Source organism: Azospirillum brasilense (assembly GCF_005222205.1).
Taxonomy (GTDB): Bacteria; Pseudomonadota; Alphaproteobacteria; order Azospirillales; family Azospirillaceae; genus Azospirillum; species Azospirillum brasilense_G.
This window is the reverse complement of the sequence record NZ_CP032349.1, coordinates 427,786-447,831: the sequence shown is the minus strand read 5'-3', so window position 1 is coordinate 447,831 and position 20,046 is coordinate 427,786. Positions and strand designations below refer to the sequence as shown.

The 20,046-nt window shown below is 71.7% G+C and carries 19 protein-coding genes; 8 read left to right on the top strand and 11 right to left on the bottom strand.

Annotation, left to right across the window (positions count from 1 at the left end; genetic code table 11):
• Positions 1–8: 8 nt before the first annotated feature.
• Together lspA and D3869_RS31210 are read right to left on the bottom strand one after the other, a co-directional pair.
• A complete protein-coding gene (gene lspA, locus D3869_RS31215; RefSeq protein WP_137143476.1) occupies positions 9–557 on the bottom strand; it encodes a signal peptidase II in 549 nt (182 codons plus the stop codon).
• An 11-nt stretch (positions 558–568) separates the two neighbouring features.
• Positions 569–2,752, bottom strand: coding sequence for a heavy metal translocating P-type ATPase (locus D3869_RS31210; protein WP_137143475.1), 2,184 nt, complete (start codon positions 2,750–2,752; stop codon positions 569–571).
• A gap of 109 nt (positions 2,753–2,861) precedes the next feature.
• Between D3869_RS31210 and D3869_RS31205 the strand changes: the two genes are divergently transcribed.
• Both D3869_RS31205 and D3869_RS31200 read left to right on the top strand, forming a co-directional pair.
• The gene (locus tag D3869_RS31205; RefSeq protein ID WP_137143474.1) at positions 2,862–3,293 is read left to right on the top strand and encodes a MerR family transcriptional regulator; all 432 of its coding nucleotides are present in this window, start codon (positions 2,862–2,864) and stop codon (positions 3,291–3,293) included.
• Between the two features lie 34 nt (positions 3,294–3,327).
• Positions 3,328–4,308 carry a bile acid:sodium symporter gene (locus tag D3869_RS31200; protein WP_247896076.1) on the top strand — a complete coding sequence of 327 codons (981 nt, stop codon included), beginning with the start codon at positions 3,328–3,330 and terminating at the stop codon, positions 4,306–4,308.
• Between the two features lie 15 nt (positions 4,309–4,323).
• Here the strand turns inward: D3869_RS31200 and D3869_RS31195 are convergent, their stop codons facing one another.
• The 9 genes from D3869_RS31195 to D3869_RS31155 form a co-directional block, all read right to left on the bottom strand.
• On the bottom strand, positions 4,324–5,058 hold the full coding sequence (locus tag D3869_RS31195) for an SDR family NAD(P)-dependent oxidoreductase (RefSeq protein ID WP_137143473.1): 735 nt from the start codon (positions 5,056–5,058) through the stop codon (positions 4,324–4,326).
• Entirely contained in the window at positions 5,051–6,136 is a 1,086-nt protein-coding gene (locus D3869_RS31190; protein WP_137143472.1) for an ABC transporter substrate-binding protein, read from the bottom strand. Before D3869_RS31190 ends, D3869_RS31195 begins: the two co-directional genes overlap by 8 nt.
• A 56-nt stretch (positions 6,137–6,192) precedes the next feature.
• Positions 6,193–7,053 (bottom strand): ABC transporter permease, encoded by an 861-nt coding sequence (locus D3869_RS31185; RefSeq protein ID WP_247896075.1) that lies wholly within the window; start codon positions 7,051–7,053, stop codon positions 6,193–6,195.
• Positions 7,053–7,865 (bottom strand): ABC transporter ATP-binding protein, encoded by an 813-nt coding sequence (locus D3869_RS31180; RefSeq protein ID WP_432613449.1) that lies wholly within the window; start codon positions 7,863–7,865, stop codon positions 7,053–7,055. The genes D3869_RS31185 and D3869_RS31180 overlap by 1 nt, the downstream gene beginning before the upstream one ends.
• 13 nt (positions 7,866–7,878) lie before the next feature.
• Positions 7,879–9,153 (bottom strand): sialidase family protein, encoded by a 1,275-nt coding sequence (locus D3869_RS31175; protein WP_137143655.1) that lies wholly within the window; start codon positions 9,151–9,153, stop codon positions 7,879–7,881.
• Between the two features lie 17 nt (positions 9,154–9,170).
• Positions 9,171–10,073: a dihydrodipicolinate synthase family protein gene (locus tag D3869_RS31170; protein WP_137143470.1), complete on the bottom strand. Its 903-nt coding sequence runs from the start codon at positions 10,071–10,073 to the stop codon at positions 9,171–9,173.
• Between the two features lie 64 nt (positions 10,074–10,137).
• Positions 10,138–11,307, bottom strand: a complete 1,170-nt coding sequence (locus D3869_RS31165) for an iron-containing alcohol dehydrogenase (RefSeq protein WP_137143469.1) — start codon at positions 11,305–11,307, stop codon at positions 10,138–10,140.
• A 16-nt stretch (positions 11,308–11,323) separates the two neighbouring features.
• Complete coding sequence (pdxA, locus tag D3869_RS31160; protein ID WP_137143468.1) at positions 11,324–12,352, bottom strand: 4-hydroxythreonine-4-phosphate dehydrogenase PdxA; 1,029 nt, start codon at positions 12,350–12,352, stop codon at positions 11,324–11,326.
• Positions 12,349–13,539, bottom strand: coding sequence for a four-carbon acid sugar kinase family protein (locus tag D3869_RS31155; protein WP_137143467.1), 1,191 nt, complete (start codon positions 13,537–13,539; stop codon positions 12,349–12,351). The genes pdxA and D3869_RS31155 overlap by 4 nt, the downstream gene beginning before the upstream one ends.
• 157 nt (positions 13,540–13,696) lie before the next feature.
• Between D3869_RS31155 and D3869_RS31150 the strand changes: the two genes are divergently transcribed.
• The 6 genes from D3869_RS31150 to D3869_RS31125 all read left to right on the top strand — a co-directional run bounded on the left by D3869_RS31150 (position 13,697) and on the right by D3869_RS31125 (position 20,009).
• Entirely contained in the window at positions 13,697–14,479 is a 783-nt protein-coding gene (locus D3869_RS31150; RefSeq protein ID WP_137143466.1) for a FadR/GntR family transcriptional regulator, read from the top strand.
• 121 nt (positions 14,480–14,600) lie between these two features.
• Positions 14,601–15,503: a LysR family transcriptional regulator gene (locus tag D3869_RS31145; RefSeq protein ID WP_137143465.1), complete on the top strand. Its 903-nt coding sequence runs from the start codon at positions 14,601–14,603 to the stop codon at positions 15,501–15,503.
• Between the two features lie 95 nt (positions 15,504–15,598).
• Positions 15,599–16,972: an amidase family protein gene (locus D3869_RS31140; protein WP_137143464.1), complete on the top strand. Its 1,374-nt coding sequence runs from the start codon at positions 15,599–15,601 to the stop codon at positions 16,970–16,972.
• The gene (locus D3869_RS31135) at positions 16,969–18,162 is read left to right on the top strand and encodes a CaiB/BaiF CoA transferase family protein (RefSeq protein ID WP_137143463.1); all 1,194 of its coding nucleotides are present in this window, start codon (positions 16,969–16,971) and stop codon (positions 18,160–18,162) included. The genes D3869_RS31140 and D3869_RS31135 overlap by 4 nt, the downstream gene beginning before the upstream one ends.
• On the top strand, positions 18,162–18,971 hold the full coding sequence (locus D3869_RS31130) for an enoyl-CoA hydratase (RefSeq protein ID WP_137143462.1): 810 nt from the start codon (positions 18,162–18,164) through the stop codon (positions 18,969–18,971). Before D3869_RS31135 ends, D3869_RS31130 begins: the two co-directional genes overlap by 1 nt.
• 51 nt (positions 18,972–19,022) lie before the next feature.
• Positions 19,023–20,009, top strand: coding sequence for an ABC transporter substrate-binding protein (locus D3869_RS31125; RefSeq protein ID WP_051658660.1), 987 nt, complete (start codon positions 19,023–19,025; stop codon positions 20,007–20,009).
• Positions 20,010–20,046 lie beyond the last annotated feature (37 nt).

The window sequence follows — 20,046 nt, the reverse complement described above, 5'->3', positions numbered from 1 at the left end:
GCGTTGGATCAGCGGGGCGCGCCATCCCGATTGGCCGGGGTGTCGTCGTCGGACGCCTTGCGCGGCCACAGCCCGGAGAGCAGCAGCAAGCCGACGCCGCCGGTGATGCCGATGTCGGCGACGTTGAAGGTCGGCCAGTGCCAGCCGAAGGCGTGCACGTCGATGAAGTCGGTGACGGCGCCCTGGCGGAGGCGGTCGACGACGTTGCCCACCGCCCCGCCCGCGATCGCGCCGAAGCTCGCCGCCTCGGCGCGGCTGTCCGAGCGGGCCGCCCAGACCACGAGAACCGCGACGACGAGCAGTGCCGCTCCGGAGAGCAGCCAGGGGCCGTAGACGCTGTCGTTCTCCAGCAGTCTGAAGCTGACGCCGGTGTTGAAGCCGAGCACGAAATTGAGAAACGGCGTGACCTCGATCAGCCGCGGCGGATCCAGAAGATGCTCCAGCGCCACCCATTTGGTGAGCTGATCGAGGACCAGGACCGCGGCGCCGATGGTCCCCGCCAGTTTCAAACCAGCGGAACTCAGACCAGCGGACAGGGCCGCCCATGGCAAACTCATGATGGTCTCCTTCAGAGTGCCGGCGCCGGGCTCACACCCTTGCGGCGGAGCAGGCGCAGCGCGTTGAGCGTGACGAGGATGGTGGCCCCGGTGTCCGCCAGGATGGCCAGCCACAGGTCGGTGATGCCGAACAGCGTCGTCACCAGGAAGACCGCCTTCAGGCCGAGCGCGAAGGCGACGTTCTGGTGGATGTTGGCGAGCGTCGCCCGCGACAGGGTGACGAGGTCGGCCACCCCCTCGACGCGGTTGCCCAGCAGGGCGGCGTCGGCGGTCTCCAGCGCGACGTCGGTGCCGCCGCCCATGGCGATTCCAACGTCGGCGGCGGCCAGCGCGGGGCCGTCGTTGATTCCGTCGCCGATCATCGCGACCGCCCCTTCCTTTTTCAAACCCGCGATCGCGCGCAGCTTGTCCTCCGGCAGCAGTTCGGCCTCGACCTCCAGGCCGAGCGTCCGGGCGACCGCCTGACCGGTGCGGCGGTTGTCGCCGGTCAGCATGACGCTGCGCACGCCGAGCCCGCGCAGCGCGGCGATCCCCTGGGCGGCGTCGGGCCGTGGCTCGTCGCGCAGCGCCAGGAGCCCGATGGGCCGGCCATCCGCCAGGACCACGGCGACCGTCTTGCCCTCCTCCTCGAAGGCGGCGACGGTGTCGGCGGGCAAGGACCCGGCGACGGCCCGCTCGACGGCGTGGCGGGGAGAGCCGACCTCGATCAGGCGCCCGCCGACCACGGCCTGCACCGCGCGTCCCGGCACGGCCTTGCGGTCGCGGGCCGGACGCAGCGGCACGCCGTCGGCCGCCGCGCGCTCCAGGATGGCGCGGGCCAGCGGGTGGGCCGAACCGTTCTCGACCGTGGCGGCGAGGCCGAGCAGCGTGCGCTCGTTTCCGTCGAGCGGGAGGAGGTCGGTGACGCGCGGCTGCCCGAGGGTCAGCGTCCCGGTCTTGTCGAAGGCGATGGTCCGCACCTTGCCGATCGCCTCCAGCGCGGCGCCGCCCTTGATGAGCAGGCCTCGCCGGGCGCCCGCGGCGATCCCGGAGGCGATGGCCGCCGGGGTGGAGAGGACCAGCGCGCAGGGGCAGCCGATCAGCAGCAGCGCCAGACCGCGGTAGATCCAAGTGTGCCAATCCCCGCCGAAGGCCAGCGGCGGCACCAGGACGGCGAGGACCGACGCGGCGATGACGGCTGGGGTGTAGCGGGCGCTGAACCGCTCGATCCAGCGCGCGGTCGGCGATTTGGCGGCCTGCGCCTCCTCGACGAGCTGGACGATGCGGGCGATGGTGTTGTCCGACGCCTTGCGGGTGACCCGGACGCGCAGCACGCCGGTGGCGTTGATACCGCCGGCGAAGACCGAAGAGCCCACGGTCTTGGCGACCGGCACGGATTCACCGGTCACCGGGGATTCGTCGATGTCGGACTCGCCCTCCTCCACCACGCCGTCGGCGGACACGCGGTCGCCGGGCCGGACGAGCACGAGCTGCCCGACCTCCAGCCGCTCCACCGGCACCGCGCGGGCGCTCTCCCCTTCGATCAGCAGGGCGGTCCGCGGGACCAGGGCCGACAGCGCCCGGATGCCCGAACGGGCGGTCCCGGCGGCCACACCCTCCAGCAGTTCGCCGATGGCGAAGAGCAGGACGACCACCGCGGCTTCCTCCGCCTCCCCGATGACGAGCGCGCCCAGCGTCGCCACCGACATCAGCATTTCGATGCTGAAAGGCGAGCCAGAGCGGGCGAGCCGGACGGCGCGGCGCCCGAAGACGGCCAGCCCGAACAGGGCGGCGGGCACCGGCGCGTAATCCGCCACGCCCGGCGCCAGCCAGGACAGCGGATAGCCGCCGGCGACCAACAGAGCGATCAGGATGGTGAGGCGGCCCCGGCCGGTCTGCCACCAGCGGGGCTCCGTTCCGCTGATGGCGTCGGTAACCACGCCGTCTCCGTCGGCGATGTGGATCGTGTCGGCGGGCTCCACCCCGAAGCCGAGGCCGCGGATCGTCGCCTCGACCGTCGCGCGCGGCGTCGCCGCCTCGTCCAGCGTCAGCCGCAGAATCTGCGAATGGTGGTTGAGCCCGACACCCGACGCCCCCGGCAGGCGGCGCAGCGCGGTTTCGATCTTGCCGACGCAGCTCGGGCAATCCATGCCCGCCACCTTGTAGCGCAAGGCCTGCCCGGTGCCCGGGGCGGCCTCGATTGTCCTGTCCTGCATGATCCACTCCGACCGGCGGTGTGGCGGACCGCGCCATTGGAGGGTGCGCGGCTGCCTGTCGTGCGCTACCATGGACCCTGGAGTTACTACAGGGTCAAGAGGGTTTGTGATGGCGAAACAGGAGCTGTCCATCGGCGCGCTCGGCAAGCAGACCGGCACCAAGGTCGAGACCATCCGCTTCTACGAGAAGATCGGCATCCTGCCGGCGCCCGCCCGCACGGCGGGCAACTACCGCAGCTACGGCCACGACCATGTGCGGCGGCTGACCTTCGTCCGGCGGGTGCGCGACCTCGGCTTCCCGCTGGAGACGGTGCGGGCGATGCTCGATCTGGCCGACCAGCCGGACCGCCCCTGCGACGAGGTCGACGCCCTGGTCCTCGAACAGCTGGGTGAAGTGGAGAGGAAGATCGCCGATCTGGAGCGCCTGCGCGAGGAGTTGGACCGGCTGGCCCACCAGTGCCGGCGCGGCGGCCGGATGGCCGAGTGCCGCATCATCGAGGCGCTGTCGCCCCACCACGAGGACGGCCGCTGCTGCCCGTGACCAGGCGGGTTCCGCAGGCCGACAAGGACAATCCATGACCGGGAGCCGAGACATGGCCGCCGTCACCCGCGCGGATTTGGAAAACCATCAGGTCACCGTCTATTTCGTCGCGGTCGCGGCCGGTCTGCTGAGCGCCGCCGTCCTGCCGGGCGAACTCTGGGACGCGGGAATCAACCCCACCCTCGCCGCGCTGATCTACGTCACCTTTCTCCAGGTCCCGCTGGGCGACCTGCGGCGCAGCGTCACCAACACCCGCTTCCTGCTGGCCCTGCTGCTGGTCAATTTCGCGGTGGTGCCCTGCGTGGTCTTCGGGCTGGTCTCCGTCCTGCCGGCGGAGCAGGCGGCGGTGCGGCTCGGCGTGCTGCTGGTCCTGCTGGCGCCCTGCATCGACTATGTCGTCGTCTTCACCCATCTCGGGCGCGGCGACGCGCGGCTGGTGCTGGCGGCGACGCCGGTGCTGCTGCTCGTCCAGATGCTGCTCCTGCCCGTCTGTCTCGGCCTGTTCGCCGGGGAGGGAGCGGCGGCGCTGATGCGGCCCGGTCCCTTCATCGACGCCTTCGTCTGGTTGATCGCCGTGCCGCTGGCGCTGGCCGGGGCGACGCAGGCCTGGGCGGCGCGCGGCGGTGTCGGAAAATCCGCCGCGGACGCCCTGGCATGGCTGCCGGTGCCGCTGATGGCGCTGGTGCTGTTCCTGGTCGTCGCCTCGGTCGCTGCCGACGTGGCGGCCCAGGCGCGGGCGGTGGCCCTGGCCGTGCCGCTCTACATCGCCTTCGCGATCGTGATGCCCTACGCCGGCCGGGCCGTGGCGCGCCTGTTCCGGCTGGAGACCGGGGCGGCGCGGGCCGTCGTCTTCAGCGGCGGCACGCGCAACTCCCTGGTCGTCCTGCCGCTGGCCTTCGCCGTCCCGGACGGCGGGGCGCTGGTGCCCGCGGTGGTGGTGACGCAGACGCTGGTGGAACTGGCGGCGATGCTCACCTACGTCCGCTGGGTGCCGCGCCTCGTCCAGGCTTACTGAACCGGAAAAGGCGCTTCACACCAGGGAGGCACCGCCGCACACCACGATGCGCTGGCCGGTGATGCTGGCCGCCGCGTCCGACAGCAGGAAGGCGGTCAGGGCCGCAACTTCCTCCGGCTTCACGAAACGGCCGATGGGGGGCCGCTTCGGCTGCACGCCGGCGCGGTTGGGGTCGGCCAGCATCGGCGTGTCGGTGGCGCCGGGAGCGACGACGTTCACCGTGACGCCGCGCGGCGCCTGCTCGATCGCCCAGGAGCGGGCCAGTCCCGACAGCGCCGCCTTGCTGGCCGCGTACTGGCCGCGCCCGGCCGAGCCGTCCGACGTGCGGCTGCCGATCAGCACGACGCGCCCGCCCTCCTCCATGGCGGGGACGGCGTGCTCGACGAGCTGCGTCGCCGCCTCGACATGCAAGCGCCACATCGCCCGCGCGTCCGCCATGGCGCTTTCCGCCTCGCCGAGCCGGCCGACGCGCAGGATGCCGGCGGCGTGGACCACCGCCCGCACCGGCGGCAGGCCGGCCAAGGCGTCGGCCAGCGCCCCGGCGTCCATCAGATCGACGGCGACGAAGCGCAAGGCCGGATGGTCGATGGCGGGGGCGGTGCGGCTCATCCCCACCACCTCCCAGCCGTCGTCCAGCAGGCGAGCCGCGATGGCCGCGCCGATGCCGGAGCTGACCCCGGTCACCAGCGCCCGGCCGAGAGGCGCGGGCCGCTTCACCTCGGGCCGCCCCACGTCCGACCGCTCAGCCATTGTAGCTCATCGCCTGGGCCTTCACCGCCTCGGCGTCGAAGGCGTTGATGTCCGCGATCAGGTCGTTGGTGTAGAAGCGCGACAGGTCCTTCGCCTCCATGCCGTTCAGCGCCATCTCGGTGGTGAACTCGTCCGGGTTGATCTGGCCCATCTTGAAGCCCGGATAGGGCGGCTGGTAGAGCTTGATGCGGCGGCTGACCGCGACCAGCACCGCCTTGACGGCCTCCTCCTCGCTGCTGCCGCGCGGCGCGGTCTCCGGATAGAGCTTGAGGAAGGCCTTGGCCCCCGCCGTCGGGTTGGCGAGCAGGAAGGTCGAGGCCTTGGCCGCCGACCGGCCGAAGCCGACCATCAGCGCGCGGTCGCTCTTCAGCTTGTCGCGCAGCGTCATCAGGAACTGGCCGCCGATCATCGGCAGGCCCTGCGGGCGGGTCAGGATCTCGAAGGGGATGCCCGCCCCCTCGATCAGGCCGAAGCCGGTGTCGTAGTAGGCGAGCGCGTCGACCGCCCCGCGCTGCAGCGCCACGCCGGCCGGCACGCCGCCACCCACCGCCGTCCACTTCACGTCGCGGTCGGGGTCGATGCCGAGATTCTTCAGGACGTTGCGGGTCACCGGATATTCGGTGCCGCCAAAATCTGACACCCCGATGTTCTTGCCCTTGAGGTCGGCGTAGCTCTTGAGCACCGAGCCCGGCTTCACCGCCACGTCCCATTTGTAGGGGTAGGTGTACTGATAGAAGCTGATGGCCTCGCCCCACTCGCCCTTGGCGAGGATCGGCAGCGCGTAGGACGGCACGGCGATGCCGACCTCCACGTCGCCGCGGTCCACCGCGACCTGGACGTTGGCGTTGCCGCCCACCGCCATGCCCTTGACGGTGAAGCCCTCGGCGGCGTTGTAGCCCAGCGCCTCGCCAATCAGCAGGTTGATGACGCTGGCGTTCAGCGACTTCAGCCCGACGCCCAGCCGCACGGTGCGCGGGGCGGACTGCGCGAAGAGCGAGCGCGGGCCGAGCGCCATGGCGGCGGCGAAGACGCCGGCGGCCTGCAGGCACTGGCGGCGGGTGACGCTGAAGTTGGTCATGATGGTGTCCTCCCCCTTGATCGTGTTGTTTGAATTCAAGCTGTTCGGGCCGCGGCTCACTTGCGGCCGCGGTTGCCCCAATGGACGATGCGCTGCTCCAGCCCGCGCACGATGCCGTGCAGCAGGATGCCGAAGGCGCCCAGGATCACCAGGGCCGCGAAGACGCCGGCCACGTCGGTCACCGCCTGGGCCTGGGTGATGACGACGCCCATGCCCTGCTGCGCGCCCAGGAACTCCGCCACGATGGTGCCCAGCAGGGCATAGACCACCGCCATGTCCAGGCCGGCGAAGATGTAGGGGGCGGCGTTCGGCAGCTTGACGATGCGGTAGGTCTCGAAGCGCGAGGCGGAGAGCGAGCGCATCAGGTCGATCTTCTCCGGATCGACGGAGCGCAGACCGGTGAAGCTGTTGATCAGGATCGGGAAGAAGGACAGCAGGCCGGCGATGGCGATCTTCGACCCGTCGCCGAAGCCGAACCAGATCACCACCAGCGGCGCGATGGCCACCTTGGGCAGGCTCTGCAGGGCGAAGGCGTAGGGCATCAGCAGCTTTTCGATGGTGCGGCTCTCCGCCATCAGCGAGCCGAGCAGCAGCCCGAGCCCGCCGCCGGCCGCCAGACCGATGGCGGCGTTCTTCAGCGTGCCCCACAGCGGCAGATAGTAGCCGAGCGGGTCGGAGGGCGACACCGCCAGCCCCGACCACAGCGCCTTCCACACCGCGGCGGGCGACGGCAGGATGTAGGACGGCACGTCGAGGAAGCGGACGGCGAGCGCCCAGCCGGCGAACAGCGCCACCAGCCCCAATCCGGCGATCAGCGTGCCGTTGACCGGGCGCGGCGCGCGCGGCGGGGATTCGGAGGCGGGGGCGGACTCGATGGCGCGATCGGCGACCGCCAGCGTGATGTCGGGCTTGCTCATCATTCCTCTCCCTGTCCGGTCAGAAGCGCGCGGATCTCCTTGGCGAGCGCCGGGTAATCCGGGTGGCTGATGATGGTGTCGTTGCTGCGCGGGCGCGGGATGTCCACGGTCAGTTCGCGCAGCACGCGGCCGGGACGCGCGGACATCACGATCACCCGGTCGGCGAGGAAGATCGCCTCGGAGATCGAGTGGGTGATCAGCATCACCGTCTTGCCGGTGCTCTGCCAGATGCGCTGCAGCTCCAGGTTCATCCGCTCGCGGGTCAGGGCGTCCAGCGCGCCGAACGGCTCGTCCATCAGCAGGATGCGCGGGTTGCGCACCAGGGCGCGGCAAATGCCGGCGCGCTGCTGCATGCCGCCCGACAGCTCGTAGGGGTAACGGCCGCCAAAATCCTTCAGGCCGGCCACCTCCAGCAGGCGGTCCACGTCGTCCGCTCCGTCGGGCCGGCCGCCGCCGACGCGCAGCGGCAGCGCCACATTCTCGCGCACCGTCAGCCAGGGCAGCAGGTTGGCCTGCTGGAACACCACGCCGACGTCGCGCGACGGGCCGGAGACCAACTTGGTGCCGAGCATCACCTGCCCGCTGTCGTAATCGTCCAGCCCGGCCAGGATGCGCAGCAGCGTGCTCTTGCCGCAGCCCGACGGGCCGACGACGCAGACGAACTCGCCATCGGCGATGTCGAGGTTGATGTTCGACAGCGCCTGGACCCGGCCGGCGGCGTAGGTCTTCTTCAGGTTGCGGATCTGGATCAGCGTCGGTGCGACCGGCCGCAGGCCGGCGATGGGCGCCATCTGTGTCGCTCTCATGGGCATGCTTCCTTCCCCCTTATCGCCCGCTGCCGGATTCGACCCAGCCGGCATCGACCCAGCCCGGCGGCAGTTCGGTGTATTTGATCGCCTGCCGGAAATAGGTGAAGGCGATGCGCAGCCGGCCGTCCGGCGTCTGGAGAATGGCCGGGTAGGAGAACTCCCGGTTCAGCTTCTCCTTCGAATTGTTGGTCATGCAATAGCCGTCGCCGACCTCCAGGTCGCGGCGCAGCGGCCAGGTCACCCCGCCGTCGGAGGACAGCGCCAGGGTCAGCGGCGCGCGCGGCGCCCCCCAGAAGGCCGTCCGCCCCTCCGCCGGAGGTTCGGCCGCAGGCTCGGCGGTGGACGCTGCGGAGGCCGTCCCTTCGCCCGCATCTTCGCCCGCATCCTCGATGTCGTCGTACAGGCCCAGCCGGCGGCCGGTCGCGTCGGCGGCGCTGGCGTGGTTGTAAACGATGGCCAGCCGTCCGTCGGACAGGGCCGTCACCTGGATGGAGGAGTTGTTGTTGGGCAGCTCCGTCGGCTCCGGCGCGGTCCAGCTCCGCCCGCCGTCGCTGGACAGGCTGCGGTAGACATGGTCGGCCCAGCGGCTGCGGTAGAAGGCGGCCAGCCGCCCGTCGGCCAGCGGCACGATGTTCATGTGGACGCAGCCGGTGCTGTCGGAGACCGCATGCTCGGTCCAGGTCCGGCCGCCGTCGCTGGAGATGCGCACGGCGCTGGTGTCGTGGTCGCCCACCCAGGCGCGGCCCGGCGTGCCGTGGCACAGGAAGGTCGGCAGCAGCCAGTCGCCGTTGTCCAGCACCACCACCGGCTGGCGGATGAAGACGCCGGTGTGGCCCTCGGCCTCGAACAGGGTGCGCACCGGCCCCCAGCTCCGCCCCTGGTCGGCCGACACGCGGCAGCGCACGATGGCGGTGTCCTGGTGGCCGGAGATCTGGGCGGTGTACATCAGCCACAGCGTGCCGTCGGGCGCCGGGAACAGGACCGGGTTCTGCTCCGACCGGCCGGGATCGTCGGACAGTTTGACCGGCGCCTCCCAGCGGTCGCCGCCGGCCGGCAGGCGGGCGACGTGGATGGACACGTCGGGGATGCCCTCCTGCGTGCCGCCGAACCAGGCGCACAGCAGGTCGCCGTTGGGCAGCAGCGCCAGATTGGCGGCGTGGTTCTGCACGCAGGGCGACGGCAGGTAGGCGTCGATGCGGCGGGGATCGTCGGCCGCCGGAACCAGCGGGCCGCGGCGCTCCGGCTCCGGCGGCGGAGCGGCTTGATGGGACAGGGTCGATGCGGTGGTCATGGGCGTCACCATGGGCGTCACTCCTGCGAACCGTCGGCGGCCTCGGCGTAGCGGACGGCCAGGGTGGCGATGGCGCGGTCGGTCTCCCCGTCGATCAGCACCGGGCCGCGGCTGTGGCCGACCTCCGGCATCGCGTGGCACAGCGCCCGCTTGACCATGGAAGGCGGGAAGCCCAGCGCGTAGAGGTCCTTGCGGAGCTGGCCGAAATGGGCCTGGGCGGCCTCGGCGGCCTCGTTCTCGTCCGCCATGAAGGCGGTCCAGATGCGGTTCAGGGTCAGGGGTGCCACGTTGCCGAGGCCGGAGACGCAGCCGGCGGCGCCGTTGCGCAGCCCGTGCAGGATCAGCGAATCCGGGCCGACCATCACGTCGAAATCGTCACGCTCGCGGGCCACGGCGAGGAAGCCGTCCAGGCTGTCCTGCGAGCCGGCGCTGTCCTTGATGCCGACGATGTTGGGGTGGTCGGCCAGGATGCGGGCGGCCTCCGGGGTCAGCGTGTTCCCGGTGCGCGCCGGGATGTTGTAGAGGTAAAGCGGCACGGTCAGCGCGTCCGCCACCCGGCGGTAATAGCCGATCAGCTCCTCCTGCGAGCAGGCGATGAAGGACGGCGTGATCGCCGACACCGCCTTGACGCCCAGCCGGGCGATGTCGCGGCCCAGCGTGATGGTCTGGTGGGTGGAAATCTCACCGATGTGGGCCAGCACCGGCACGCGGCCGGCGGCGGCCTCCACGCACAGTTCGGCGGCGCGGCGCTTCTCGTCGACGGAGAGCGCGTAGAACTCCCCGTTGGTGCCCGCGCAGAAGACGCCGTTGCCGGCGGCCGCCTGCCGCGCCACCTGCCGGCGCAGCGCCGCCTCGTTCATCCGCTCCTCCGCGTCGAAGGGGGTGACGACGGCGACGAAGGGTCCTGTGATCTTGCTCATCGCATCTACCTTGGGCGTTTCCTGGGGCGTTTTCTTGGGGGGCCGGCTTCGGTCCGGGCCGTCGTCAGTAGGCGGCGCGGTACATCGCCAGTATGTCGTCCCGCCCGACCGGGCGCGGGTTGTTGTCCAGCAGGCGGCGGATGGCGTGCGCCTCCTCGGCCATGCGGGGCAGGTCGTCCTCCGGCACGCCGAGGTCGGAGAGCGACATGGTGCAGCCCAGCGCCACGCACCAGCCGTGCGCCGCCTGAAGGACCGCCGCCGGTTCGCTGACCGGCTTCAGCCCCAGCGCCGCCAGCACCCCCGCCGTCTTCTCCGGCACCGCCGGGGCGTTGAAGGCGAGGACATGGGGGAAGACCAGGGCGTTGGCCGCGCCGTGCGGCACATGGTGCCGGGTCCCCAGCGGATAGGCGACGGCGTGGCCCGCCGCCGTGTTGACCGGCCCCAGGCAGAAGCCGCCGTAGAGCGAGGCCAGGGCCAGACCGGCCCGCGCCTCGCGGTCGGACCCGTCGGCGACGGCGCGCGGCAGCCAGCGCCCGATCAGCCGGATGCCCGCCAGCGCGTAGAGGTCGATGGCCGGATGGGCCTTGCGGTTGGTGTAAGCCTCGACGCAATGGGCCAGCGCGTCCACCCCGGTGGCGGCGGTCACCGCCCGCGGCACGGTCATCGTCAGGTCGGGATCGACCACCGCCAGATCGGCCAGCATGTGCAGGCTCTGCACGGCGATCTTGCTGGCGGCGGCCGGGTCGGTGACCAGGGCGCGGGTTCCGGCCTCGCTGCCGGTGCCGGCGGTGGTCGGCACCTGGGCCAGAGCGGCGCGCTTGGACCGCACCCGCTCCGCCCCGGCGACGTCGGCGAGGGTCTGGCCGCTGCCCGGCAGCACCGCCGCCAGCTTGGCCAGATCCATGGCGCTGCCGCCGCCGAAGCCGACGACGAGCTGCGGCTCCGCCGCCTCGGCCACGGCCAACAGGTCGTCGAGGTTGGCGGTGTCGGGCTCCGGCCGCACGCGGTCGAAGACCGTCACCGCGCCCGGCAGGTCAAGCAGCCCGACGCGGGCGGCGTTGAAGGCGTCGGCCACCACCAGCGTGCGGGCGATGCCGTTCTCCCGCGCCCAGGCGCCGACCGAGGCGACCAGACCGCCGCCGAACAGGACGCGCGGGGGCCGGACCAGCTCGATGGGCGTGAACATGTCGGCCAGAGTGGCGTTGGGCGGGGTGGCGTGGATGGACTCCGTCATGGCGGGTGCTCCTCCCTCAGCCGGTCCGCCGGCGGGCGGCGGCCAGTTTCTCGGCGTAATCGATGGCCTCGATCAGGCTCAGTTCGTTGGCGATGCCCTTGCCGGCGATGTCGAAGGCGGTGCCGTGATCGACGGAGGTGCGGATGATCGGCAGCCCCAGGGTGATGTTGACCCCGCTCAGCGCGTCCCACCGGCCGGTCGCCGGATCGACGTGGAAGCCCAGCAGCTTGACCGGGATGTGCCCCTGGTCGTGGTACATGGCGACCACCGCGTCGAACTGGCCGGCGCGCAGCTTGACGAAGACCGTGTCGCCCGGCACCGGCCCCACCACGTCCAGCCCCTCGGCGACGCAGCGCTCGATGACCGGGGTGGTGATCTCGATGTCCTGGCGGCCGAACAGCCCGCCCTCCCCGGCGTGGGGGTTGAGGGCGGCGATGGCGATGCGGCGGCGCTCCAGCCCCAGCCCGGCCAGCGTCTCGTCGGTGCGGTCGATGACGTAGCGCAGCCGCTCCGGCGTCAGGCGCTTCGGCACGTCCTCCAGCGCGATGTGGGTGGTGACGTGGCTGACCCGCATGTTGCCGTGGGCCAGCATCATCACCGAGCCGCGGGCGCCGGTCAGCTCGGCCAGCAGGTCGGTGTGGCCGGCGAAGTGGTAGCCGGCCTTGTTCATCGCCTCCTTGTTCAGCGGCGCCGTGACCAGCCCGTGGATGCGCCCGGCCTCGGCCAGCCGCACCGCGCGCTCCACCGCCAGATAGGCGAAGCGGCCGCCGTCCACCGACAGCTCGCCGGGGCGGATCGGTTCGCCCTCCGGCCCGGCCTGGAGGCAGGCGAGCGCCGGCCACTCCTCGTCCGCCGTCACCTCGGGGAAGGCGAGGTCGCTGCCCAGGGCCGCGCGCGCCGCCATCAGCGCCGGGTTGCTGCCGATCACCAGAAGCCGCAGGCTTCCGGCGTCCAGCCGCTCCTTCAGGCGGGCGCAGGCCTTCACGATGATCTCGGGTCCGACGCCGGCCGGATCACCCATGGTGATGGCCAGATGGGGGGTCATGCTTCTTCTCCTCGATGCGGCCAGGGCGTGCCGTGGCGCGTTGGTTCCGGTGCCGCCCGGTCCGCGTCGGGGGCGTCCCCGCGGATCAGCCGGCGCAAAAGCGAGGGGTCGCCGAAGGCGCCCGATTTGGAGACGACGCGCACCCCGTTCCAACCGCCGCCGCGCAGGGTCGAGCAGGGCACGCCGGGCAGCAGGGCGCCGTCGAGGTCGAGACGACCGGCGCCGAGCGCTTGGCAGAGCGCGCGCAGCGTCTCGCCGCCCGACACCAGCAGGGTCGCCGGCGGGACGAGGCGGCGGGCCAGCGCGCCCAGCTCCCGACCGATGCGCTCGGCCGCCACGTCGCGCGTCAGCCCGTCGGGCAGGCCGAGGCGGACCAGCGCGGCGCCGCGCTCCGCCAGACGCGCGGCCACGCGCGCCGCAGATGCGGTTCCGCCGTCCGGCAGGACCAGAACATCGTCCCCGCAGGCCGTGAGCTGCGCCATCGTCACCGGATGGTCGGTGCCGAACAGTCCCAGCAAGGGCCGGGGCAACGGAGTGGAGGCGAACGACGGCGCCGGTTCGCGCTCAGCTCCCATCGCCACCGCCAGGGCCGCCGCCAAGCCACCGCTGCCGCACCACAGCACCCGGCCGGACAAGGCCAGCCCGGAGGCCGCGATGGCGGCGAGGTCGGCGTCGGTCTCGGCGTCCCACAGGCTGACGCCCGGCGGCACCGGGTCGCCGGGGCGGCACAGCCGCACCCGCTCGCCCTCTGCCGCCAATGCGGCCGTCAGATCCGTGGCGACGGCCGTCCAGCCACCCGCGCCCTTGACGCGCTGGCGACCGTCGCGCGTCACCCGCCCCTGGAAGGGGAAGGCCGGCGCGACGATGCAATGGTCCGGCCGGTCCGCCGCCATCCAGGCGGCGATTTCCGCCGCGCCATGGCCGCGCAGCAGGCTGTCCAGCTTGGCGAAGCGCAGCGCTCCACGGTCGGCCGGCAGCCGGGTTGCCAACCCCGTCACCCGCCGCCGCGCCGCCGCCGCGTCGCCGATGTCCCGCGTGCCGGTGTCGAGCGCCACCGAGGCGCCCGCCGCCAGACCGGCGGGAATCCCCTCCCAATGGACCGCGACGGGCCGGGCCGGGCCGGCGAAGGCCGCCGCGCTGTCCAGCGCGCCAGTCAGGTCGTCGGCGATCAGGTGAAGCGGCGGCATGACGTTCCGACCCGTTGTTCAAGGCCGGATCATTGAGGCATACAACAAATCACCTGTCAACATGTTGTAAGGTTGATTGCTGCTTTTCTGCTTGAACCACCCGCCAGAATGGGTTTACATCTTTACAAGTTGGCAGGACGTCGCAGGAGAAGGCCGCATGGAGTCACGCGAACGGGGGCTGGAGGACGGCACGTCGCCAATGCCCGGGGATGGCGAGGGCCACACCGCGGCGCGGGGGCGCCACACGCCTCTCGTCCAGCGCGTCTACCAGCTTCTGCTGACCCAGATCAGCGCCGGCGACTACCAGCCGAACGAGCGGTTGCCGGGGGAAAACGAGCTCGCCACGCGCTTCCAGGTGTCGCGCCCCATCGTGCGCGAGGCGCTGCGCCGGCTGCGCGACGAGGGGATGATCTACTCGCGCCAGGGCGCCGGCAGCTTCGTGCGGGCGACGGTGGAGGAAAGCCGGCCGCTGCTCGGCTACGCGCCGGTGGAAACCATCGCCGACATCCAGCGCTGCTACGAATTCCGCCTGACTATCGAGCCCGACCACGCCTATCACGCCGCCCTGCGCCGGAACGACGCGGCCCTGTCCAACATCGTGGCGGCGCTCGACCTGATGGCCGACGCGACCCGCGCCCACCGCCACCGCGACGACGCGGATTTCGCCTTCCACGCCGCCATCGCGGACGCCGCGAACAACCACTATTACGCGTCGTCGATGCAGGCGCTGAAGGACCACATCGCCGTCGGCATGAAGTTCCACGGCTCGTCGCTGCTGGGACCGAGCGGCGGGCTGTCCCATGTTCTGGAGGAGCATCGGGGCATTTTCGAAGCCATCCGCGACCGCGACGCCGACACCGCGCGGGCGCGGATGCGCCGGCATCTGGAAGGGTCGCGCGACCGCGTGTTCGAGGGACGGGTGCTCGACCTGTCCCTGTGATCCGGGCATCCTGAATCCCCTCCCCCCGTCAACGCACTCGCCCGCCCGCGCCCGGAATGGCACTCTGTTGGGACCGGCGGATTGCGGATGGCCGGTGAACTGCGGATGGGGTGTGTGGACCGTGCTTCACCATGACTTGGCAACGCTTCGGCTGTTCGTGAAAGCCTGCGAGCTGAAAAGCCTGAGCCGCGCCAGCGAGGCTTTGAATCTCGCGGTGTCCGCGGCCAGCCGGCGCATCCGGCTGCTGGAGCACGACGCCGGCATGCCGCTGCTGAAGCGGCGCCCGCACGGCATCGAGCCGACCCCGGCCGGGCTGCTCGTGCTCCGCTACGCCCACGACATGGTCTATCTGGGGGCGCAGCTGGAGGCGATGCTCGCCGAATACCGGTCCGGCGTGCGCGGCCATGTGCGGGTCTACGCGTCGTCCTCGGCGCTGGTGGAATGCCTCGCCGCCGACCTCTCGCGCTTCGCCGCCGAGAATCCCGGCATCAAGCTGGAGCTGGAGGAACGCCCCAGCGCCGACACGCTGGACGCGCTCTATCGCAAGAAGGCCGACATCGGGGTCATCGTCGGCGGCCGGGGGACCGAGGGGCTGGTCCGCTACCCCTACGCCAAGGACCGGCTGTGGGTGGCGCTGCCGCGCGGGCACCGGCTGGCCGGCCGGCCCAGCCTGCGCTTCGCCGAGCTTCTGGACGAGGAACATGTGGCGCTGGAGGGCGGGACCGCCGTGCACGGCCTGCTCGCCGAGCGGGCGCGGGCGGAGGGCCGCTTCATCAAGGTGCGCGTCCAGGTCCGCAGCTTCGAGGTGATGTGCCAGATGATCAGCCTGGGGCTGGGCGTCGGCGTTCTGCCGAAGCGCGCCGTGCTGCCGCTGTCCAACGCGCTCGGCGTCGAACTGGTCGCCCTCGACGAGGACTGGGCGGAACGCAGCTTCGAGATTTGCGTTCGTTCACCCGATGCGCTGGATGCGCCGAGCCAACGGCTTCTGGATTTCCTGCGGGAGCAGGCCGTCCCGAAGCCGTGATTTCGAGAAATTCGAAATCAGGTGTGTCGCAATTGTTCTTCTAGGCAACTGTGCAGACCCTCATCATCAGGTCCGGCGATGAGGGAGTGGGCCGAATGTCCTGGACCATCCAGAACCCCGATGTTCCTGACGACCCCCGCGGGGCCGATGCCGGTTTCGCGGACTGGAGCGGGCTCCCGTCGGCGGCCCGCGTGGAGGCCGCCGCGGCCTGCGCGGCCTGGGCGCCGGAGGTTCAGGCCCGCTTCGGCTGCTTCGTCGAGATCGGCACCGCCGAAACGGACACCGCCGGCCCGCTGGCCGGGCTGCCCTACGCCGCCAAGGACATGTTCGACAGCGTGGGCCGCTCGCCCGGCTGTGGCCTCCCCGCTGCCGCGGACGACGCATCCGGCCATGCCCCGCAGCGGGCGGCGGCGGTGCTGGAACGGCTCGACGGAGCCGGGGCGCGGCGGATCGGCTTCACCACCATGACGGCGCTGGCCTACGAGCCCTCCGGCGTGGGCAAGGCGCTCAACCCCTGGAACCGCGACATCGTCCCCGGCGGCTCGTCCTCCGGATCGGCGGTGGCGGTGGCGGCCGGCGCGGTGTTCGCCGCTCTGGGATCGGACACCGCGGGGTCGCTGCGCATTCCGGCGCAGGCCTGCGGGGTCACCGCCTGGAAGCCGACCTACGGCGCGGTGCCGGTCGCCGGAGCGATGACGCTGGCCCCCAGCCTCGACACCATCGGGCTTCTGGCGCGCAGCGCGCGCGATATCCAGCTCCTGGCGCCCGTTCTGGCGACGGGTATGGAGTTCCCATCCGAACCGCCGGCCCGCGTCGCTTTCCTCTCCGACGCGGTCGAGGCGTCCGAAGCGCCGATCCAGGCGGCCTGCCGCGACGGCGCGGAGGCCATCGCCGCCTGCGGCGTCTCCCTGGAACAGCGGCCGGGCCTGCCGACCATCGAATCGCTGTCCGACCCCCTCTTTCTCATTCTTCAGGGCGAGGCGGCGGCCCAGCATGGCGGGCTCGCTCTCGCCGCGCGGGACCCGACCCTCGCCCGGCGGCTCGCCAAGGGCCTGGACATCGCGCCCGACCGCCTCGCCGCGGCGAAGGCGGCGCTGTCCGGCGCCACCGCGCCCATCCTGGACAGCCTGTTCGGCGCGGCCAGCGCCCTCCTGCTGCCGGTCATGCCGATCCGCACGCCGCCGGTCGCCGTGGCCGACCCGGCCTCCCCGGACTTCCGCGCGGCGACGCTCTACCAGCTCAGCGCCTACACCCGTTTCGTCAACGCGCTCGGCCTGCCGGCGGTTGCCGTCCCGGCCGGCTTCGACGACCGCGGAATGCCGGTGGCGCTCCAGATCGTCGGCCGTCCGGGGACGGACGGCCCGCTGCTGGCGCTGGCCACGGCGCTGCAGGCGCGGACCGGCTGGCACCGGCGGCGGCCCACCGACATCACCGATTTTCCCAGCCCTCTTGCACAGCGTGGCTCATGACCCGATCCGAACCCGCAAAAGCTCTTGAGCACATCCGAGTCCTGGATCTCACGCGCGTGCGCGCCGGCCCGACCTGCTGCCGCGTGCTCGCCGACTTCGGGGCCGACGTCATCAAGGTCGAGGCGCCGCCGGGCGTCGACCGCAACGAGGGGATGAGCGGCCCCCGGCACGGCTACGACATGCTGAACCTGCACCGCAACAAGCGGTCGCTGTCGCTCAACCTCCGCACCCCGCGGGGCCGGGACCTGTTCCTGGAGCTGGTGCGCACGGCGGACGTGGTGGTCGAGAACTACCGGCCCGACGTGAAGGACCGCCTCGGCATCGGCTACGACGCGCTGCGGGCGGTGAATCCGCGGATCATCCTGGCCTCGATCTCCGGCTACGGCCAGACCGGCCCCTACCGCGACCGCGCCGGCTTCGACCAGATCGCCCAGGGCATGGGCGGCCTGATGAGCGTCACCGGCCTTCCCGGCCAGGGACCGGTCCGGGCGGGCATCGCGGTCGCCGACAGCGCCTCCGGCCTCTACGCCGCCATCGGCATCCTGGTCGCCCTGTCGGAACGCGACCGCTCCGGCGAGGGGCAGTGGGTCCAGACCTCGCTTCTGGAGTCCCAGATCGCCCTGATGGACTTCCAGGCCGCCCGCTATCTGGTGGAGGGCGAGGTGCCGCAACCGGCGGGCAACGACCACCCCTACTCGACCCCCATGGGCGTGATGGCGACGGCCGACGGCCACCTGAACATCGGCGTCGGCGGCGACGGCCAGTGGCAGTCCTTCTGCCGGGCCATCGAGCGCGAGGACCTCGCCAACGCCCCCGAGTTCGCCACGCAGGAGCAGCGCTTCCGCAACCGCCCGACGCTCAAGCCGCTGCTGGAGGAGGTGTTCCGCACCCGCAAGACCGCGGACTGGCTGGCGCGGCTGGAGGAGGAAGGGGTTCCGGCGGGACCGATCTACCGCATGGACGAGGTCTTTGCCGACCCGCAGGTCGGGCATCTCGGCATCGCCGTTCCCTGCGAGCATCCCGCGCGCGGCGCCATGCGCCTCGTCGGCCAGCCGGTCGGCCTGTCGCGCACGCCCGCCCGCATCGAGCGGCCCGCTCCCGACGCGGGCGAACACACGGCGGAGGTGCTGGGCGCCATCGGCCTGTCCCCAGCGGACGTCGCCGCCCTCAAGGCGCAGGGGATCGTCTGATGAGCGAGCAGGAGCCGGGCGCGGTTGGGGGTGTGGTGGGGCTCGACGTGTCCGGCGGGATCGCCCGCCTGACGCTCGACCAGCCCCGGCGGCTGAACGCGATGACGCTGGAGATGTGGCGCTCCCTGCCCGAACGCATCGGCCGCGCCGTGGCCGACCCGGCGGTCCGCGTCCTGCTGGTCCGGGGCGCCGGGGAACGCGCCTTCTCCGCCGGGGCCGACATTTCCGAATTCGGCACCGTCCGCGCCGACGCCGCCCAGGCCGCCGCTTACGAGGAGGCGGTGTCGGCGGCGACCGAGGCCCTCCTCAACGCCCCGGTGCCCACGGTCGCGGCCATCCGCGGCATCTGCTTCGGCGGTGGGCTGGAACTGGCGCTGTGCTGCGACCTGCGGCTCAGCGACGACGGCGCGCGGTTCCGCATGCCGGGCGCCCGGCTCGGCCTCGGCTACGGCTTCCCCCTGGTGCGCCTCGTCGTGCAGCGGATGGGCGCCGCCGCCGCCGCCGACCTGCTGTTCAGCGCGCGCATCGTGACGGCGGACGAGGCGGCGAGCCTCGGCATCGTCCAGCGCGTGGCCGCCGCGTCCGCCTTCGACGGCGCGGTGGAGGACTATCTCGGCCTGATCGCCGGAAACGCGCCGCTGACGCTGCGCGCGGCGAAACGGGCCATGCTGGAGGCGTTGCGGACCGACGGTCCCGCCGACGTGGAAGCGGTGGACGCGCTCGTCGCCCGCTGCTTCGCCAGCGCCGATTACGCGGAGGGGCGTGCCGCCTTCGCGCAAAAAAGAGAACCCGGGTTTAAGGGAGAGTAAGGCGGAGGATCGGCCCCACGGGGCGGCGAACCATAAACAGGGAGACAAGTCATGAACTGGAAGCATCTGGGTCTCAACACCATCGGCGCGGTCATCGCCGGATGTCTGGCATTGTCGCCCGCCGCGCGCGCGGCGGAACCCGCTCCCCTGCCAAAGCCGGTCGAGCTGACGGTGGGTTATCAGAAGGTGGGCCATCTCGCCCCGGTGGTGATGATCACCGACGACCTCAAGAAGCTCGGGGTCGAGCTGAAGACGGTCGAGTTCGCCCGCTACGCCGACGCGCGCACCGCGCTGCTCGCCGGCTCCCTCGACATGGCCACGGTCGGACCGGCCGACCTCGCGATCTCGCTGGCCCAAGGCGCCACCGACATGGTCGGCGTGATGGGCGTCGGCAGCTCCCCGAAATACGTGATCGGCCGCAAGGGCGTGAAGCTCGACAGCTGGGACGACCTGAAGGGCAAGAAGGTCGCCATCGCCCCCGGCTCGGCGGTGTGGTTCCAGTTCGCCGCGACCCTGACCGAGAAGAACATCCCCTACAACAGCTTCCAGGCCGTGAACATCCAGGGCGGCGGCGCCAACTTCGACCAGGCCCTCCAGCGCGGCGAGGTCGACGCCATCGTCACCTGGGAGCCCTTCGAATCCATCCCCGTGATGGAGGGCTACGGCTTCTTCGCCAAGAATCTCGAATACAGCCAGTCCAAGTCGGTCGGCGCGGAGCTCGGCATGCTCGCCGCCAACCGCAAGTCGATGGCCGAGAAGCGCCCCGCCATGGAGCGCTTCGTCTGGGCCTATCTGCAGGCGCAGAAGAAGCTCGCCGCCTCGCCGGACGAGTTCACCAAGGCCTACGCGTCGCTGACCGGCCTCGACACCAAGCTCGCCGCCGAGGCGTCCAAGGTGATCGAGCTTGGCTCCGTCACCACCGTCGACCAGATCAAGCGTCAGGCCAAGGCCTTCAACGAGCTGGGCGTCATCCCGAAGGACGTGTCGGGCGACATCGAGAAGTACTGGGACGCCTCCTTCGTCGAGAAGGCTCAGTGACACGGCAAGCCGCCGCCCGCTTCGGCGGGCGGCCTTC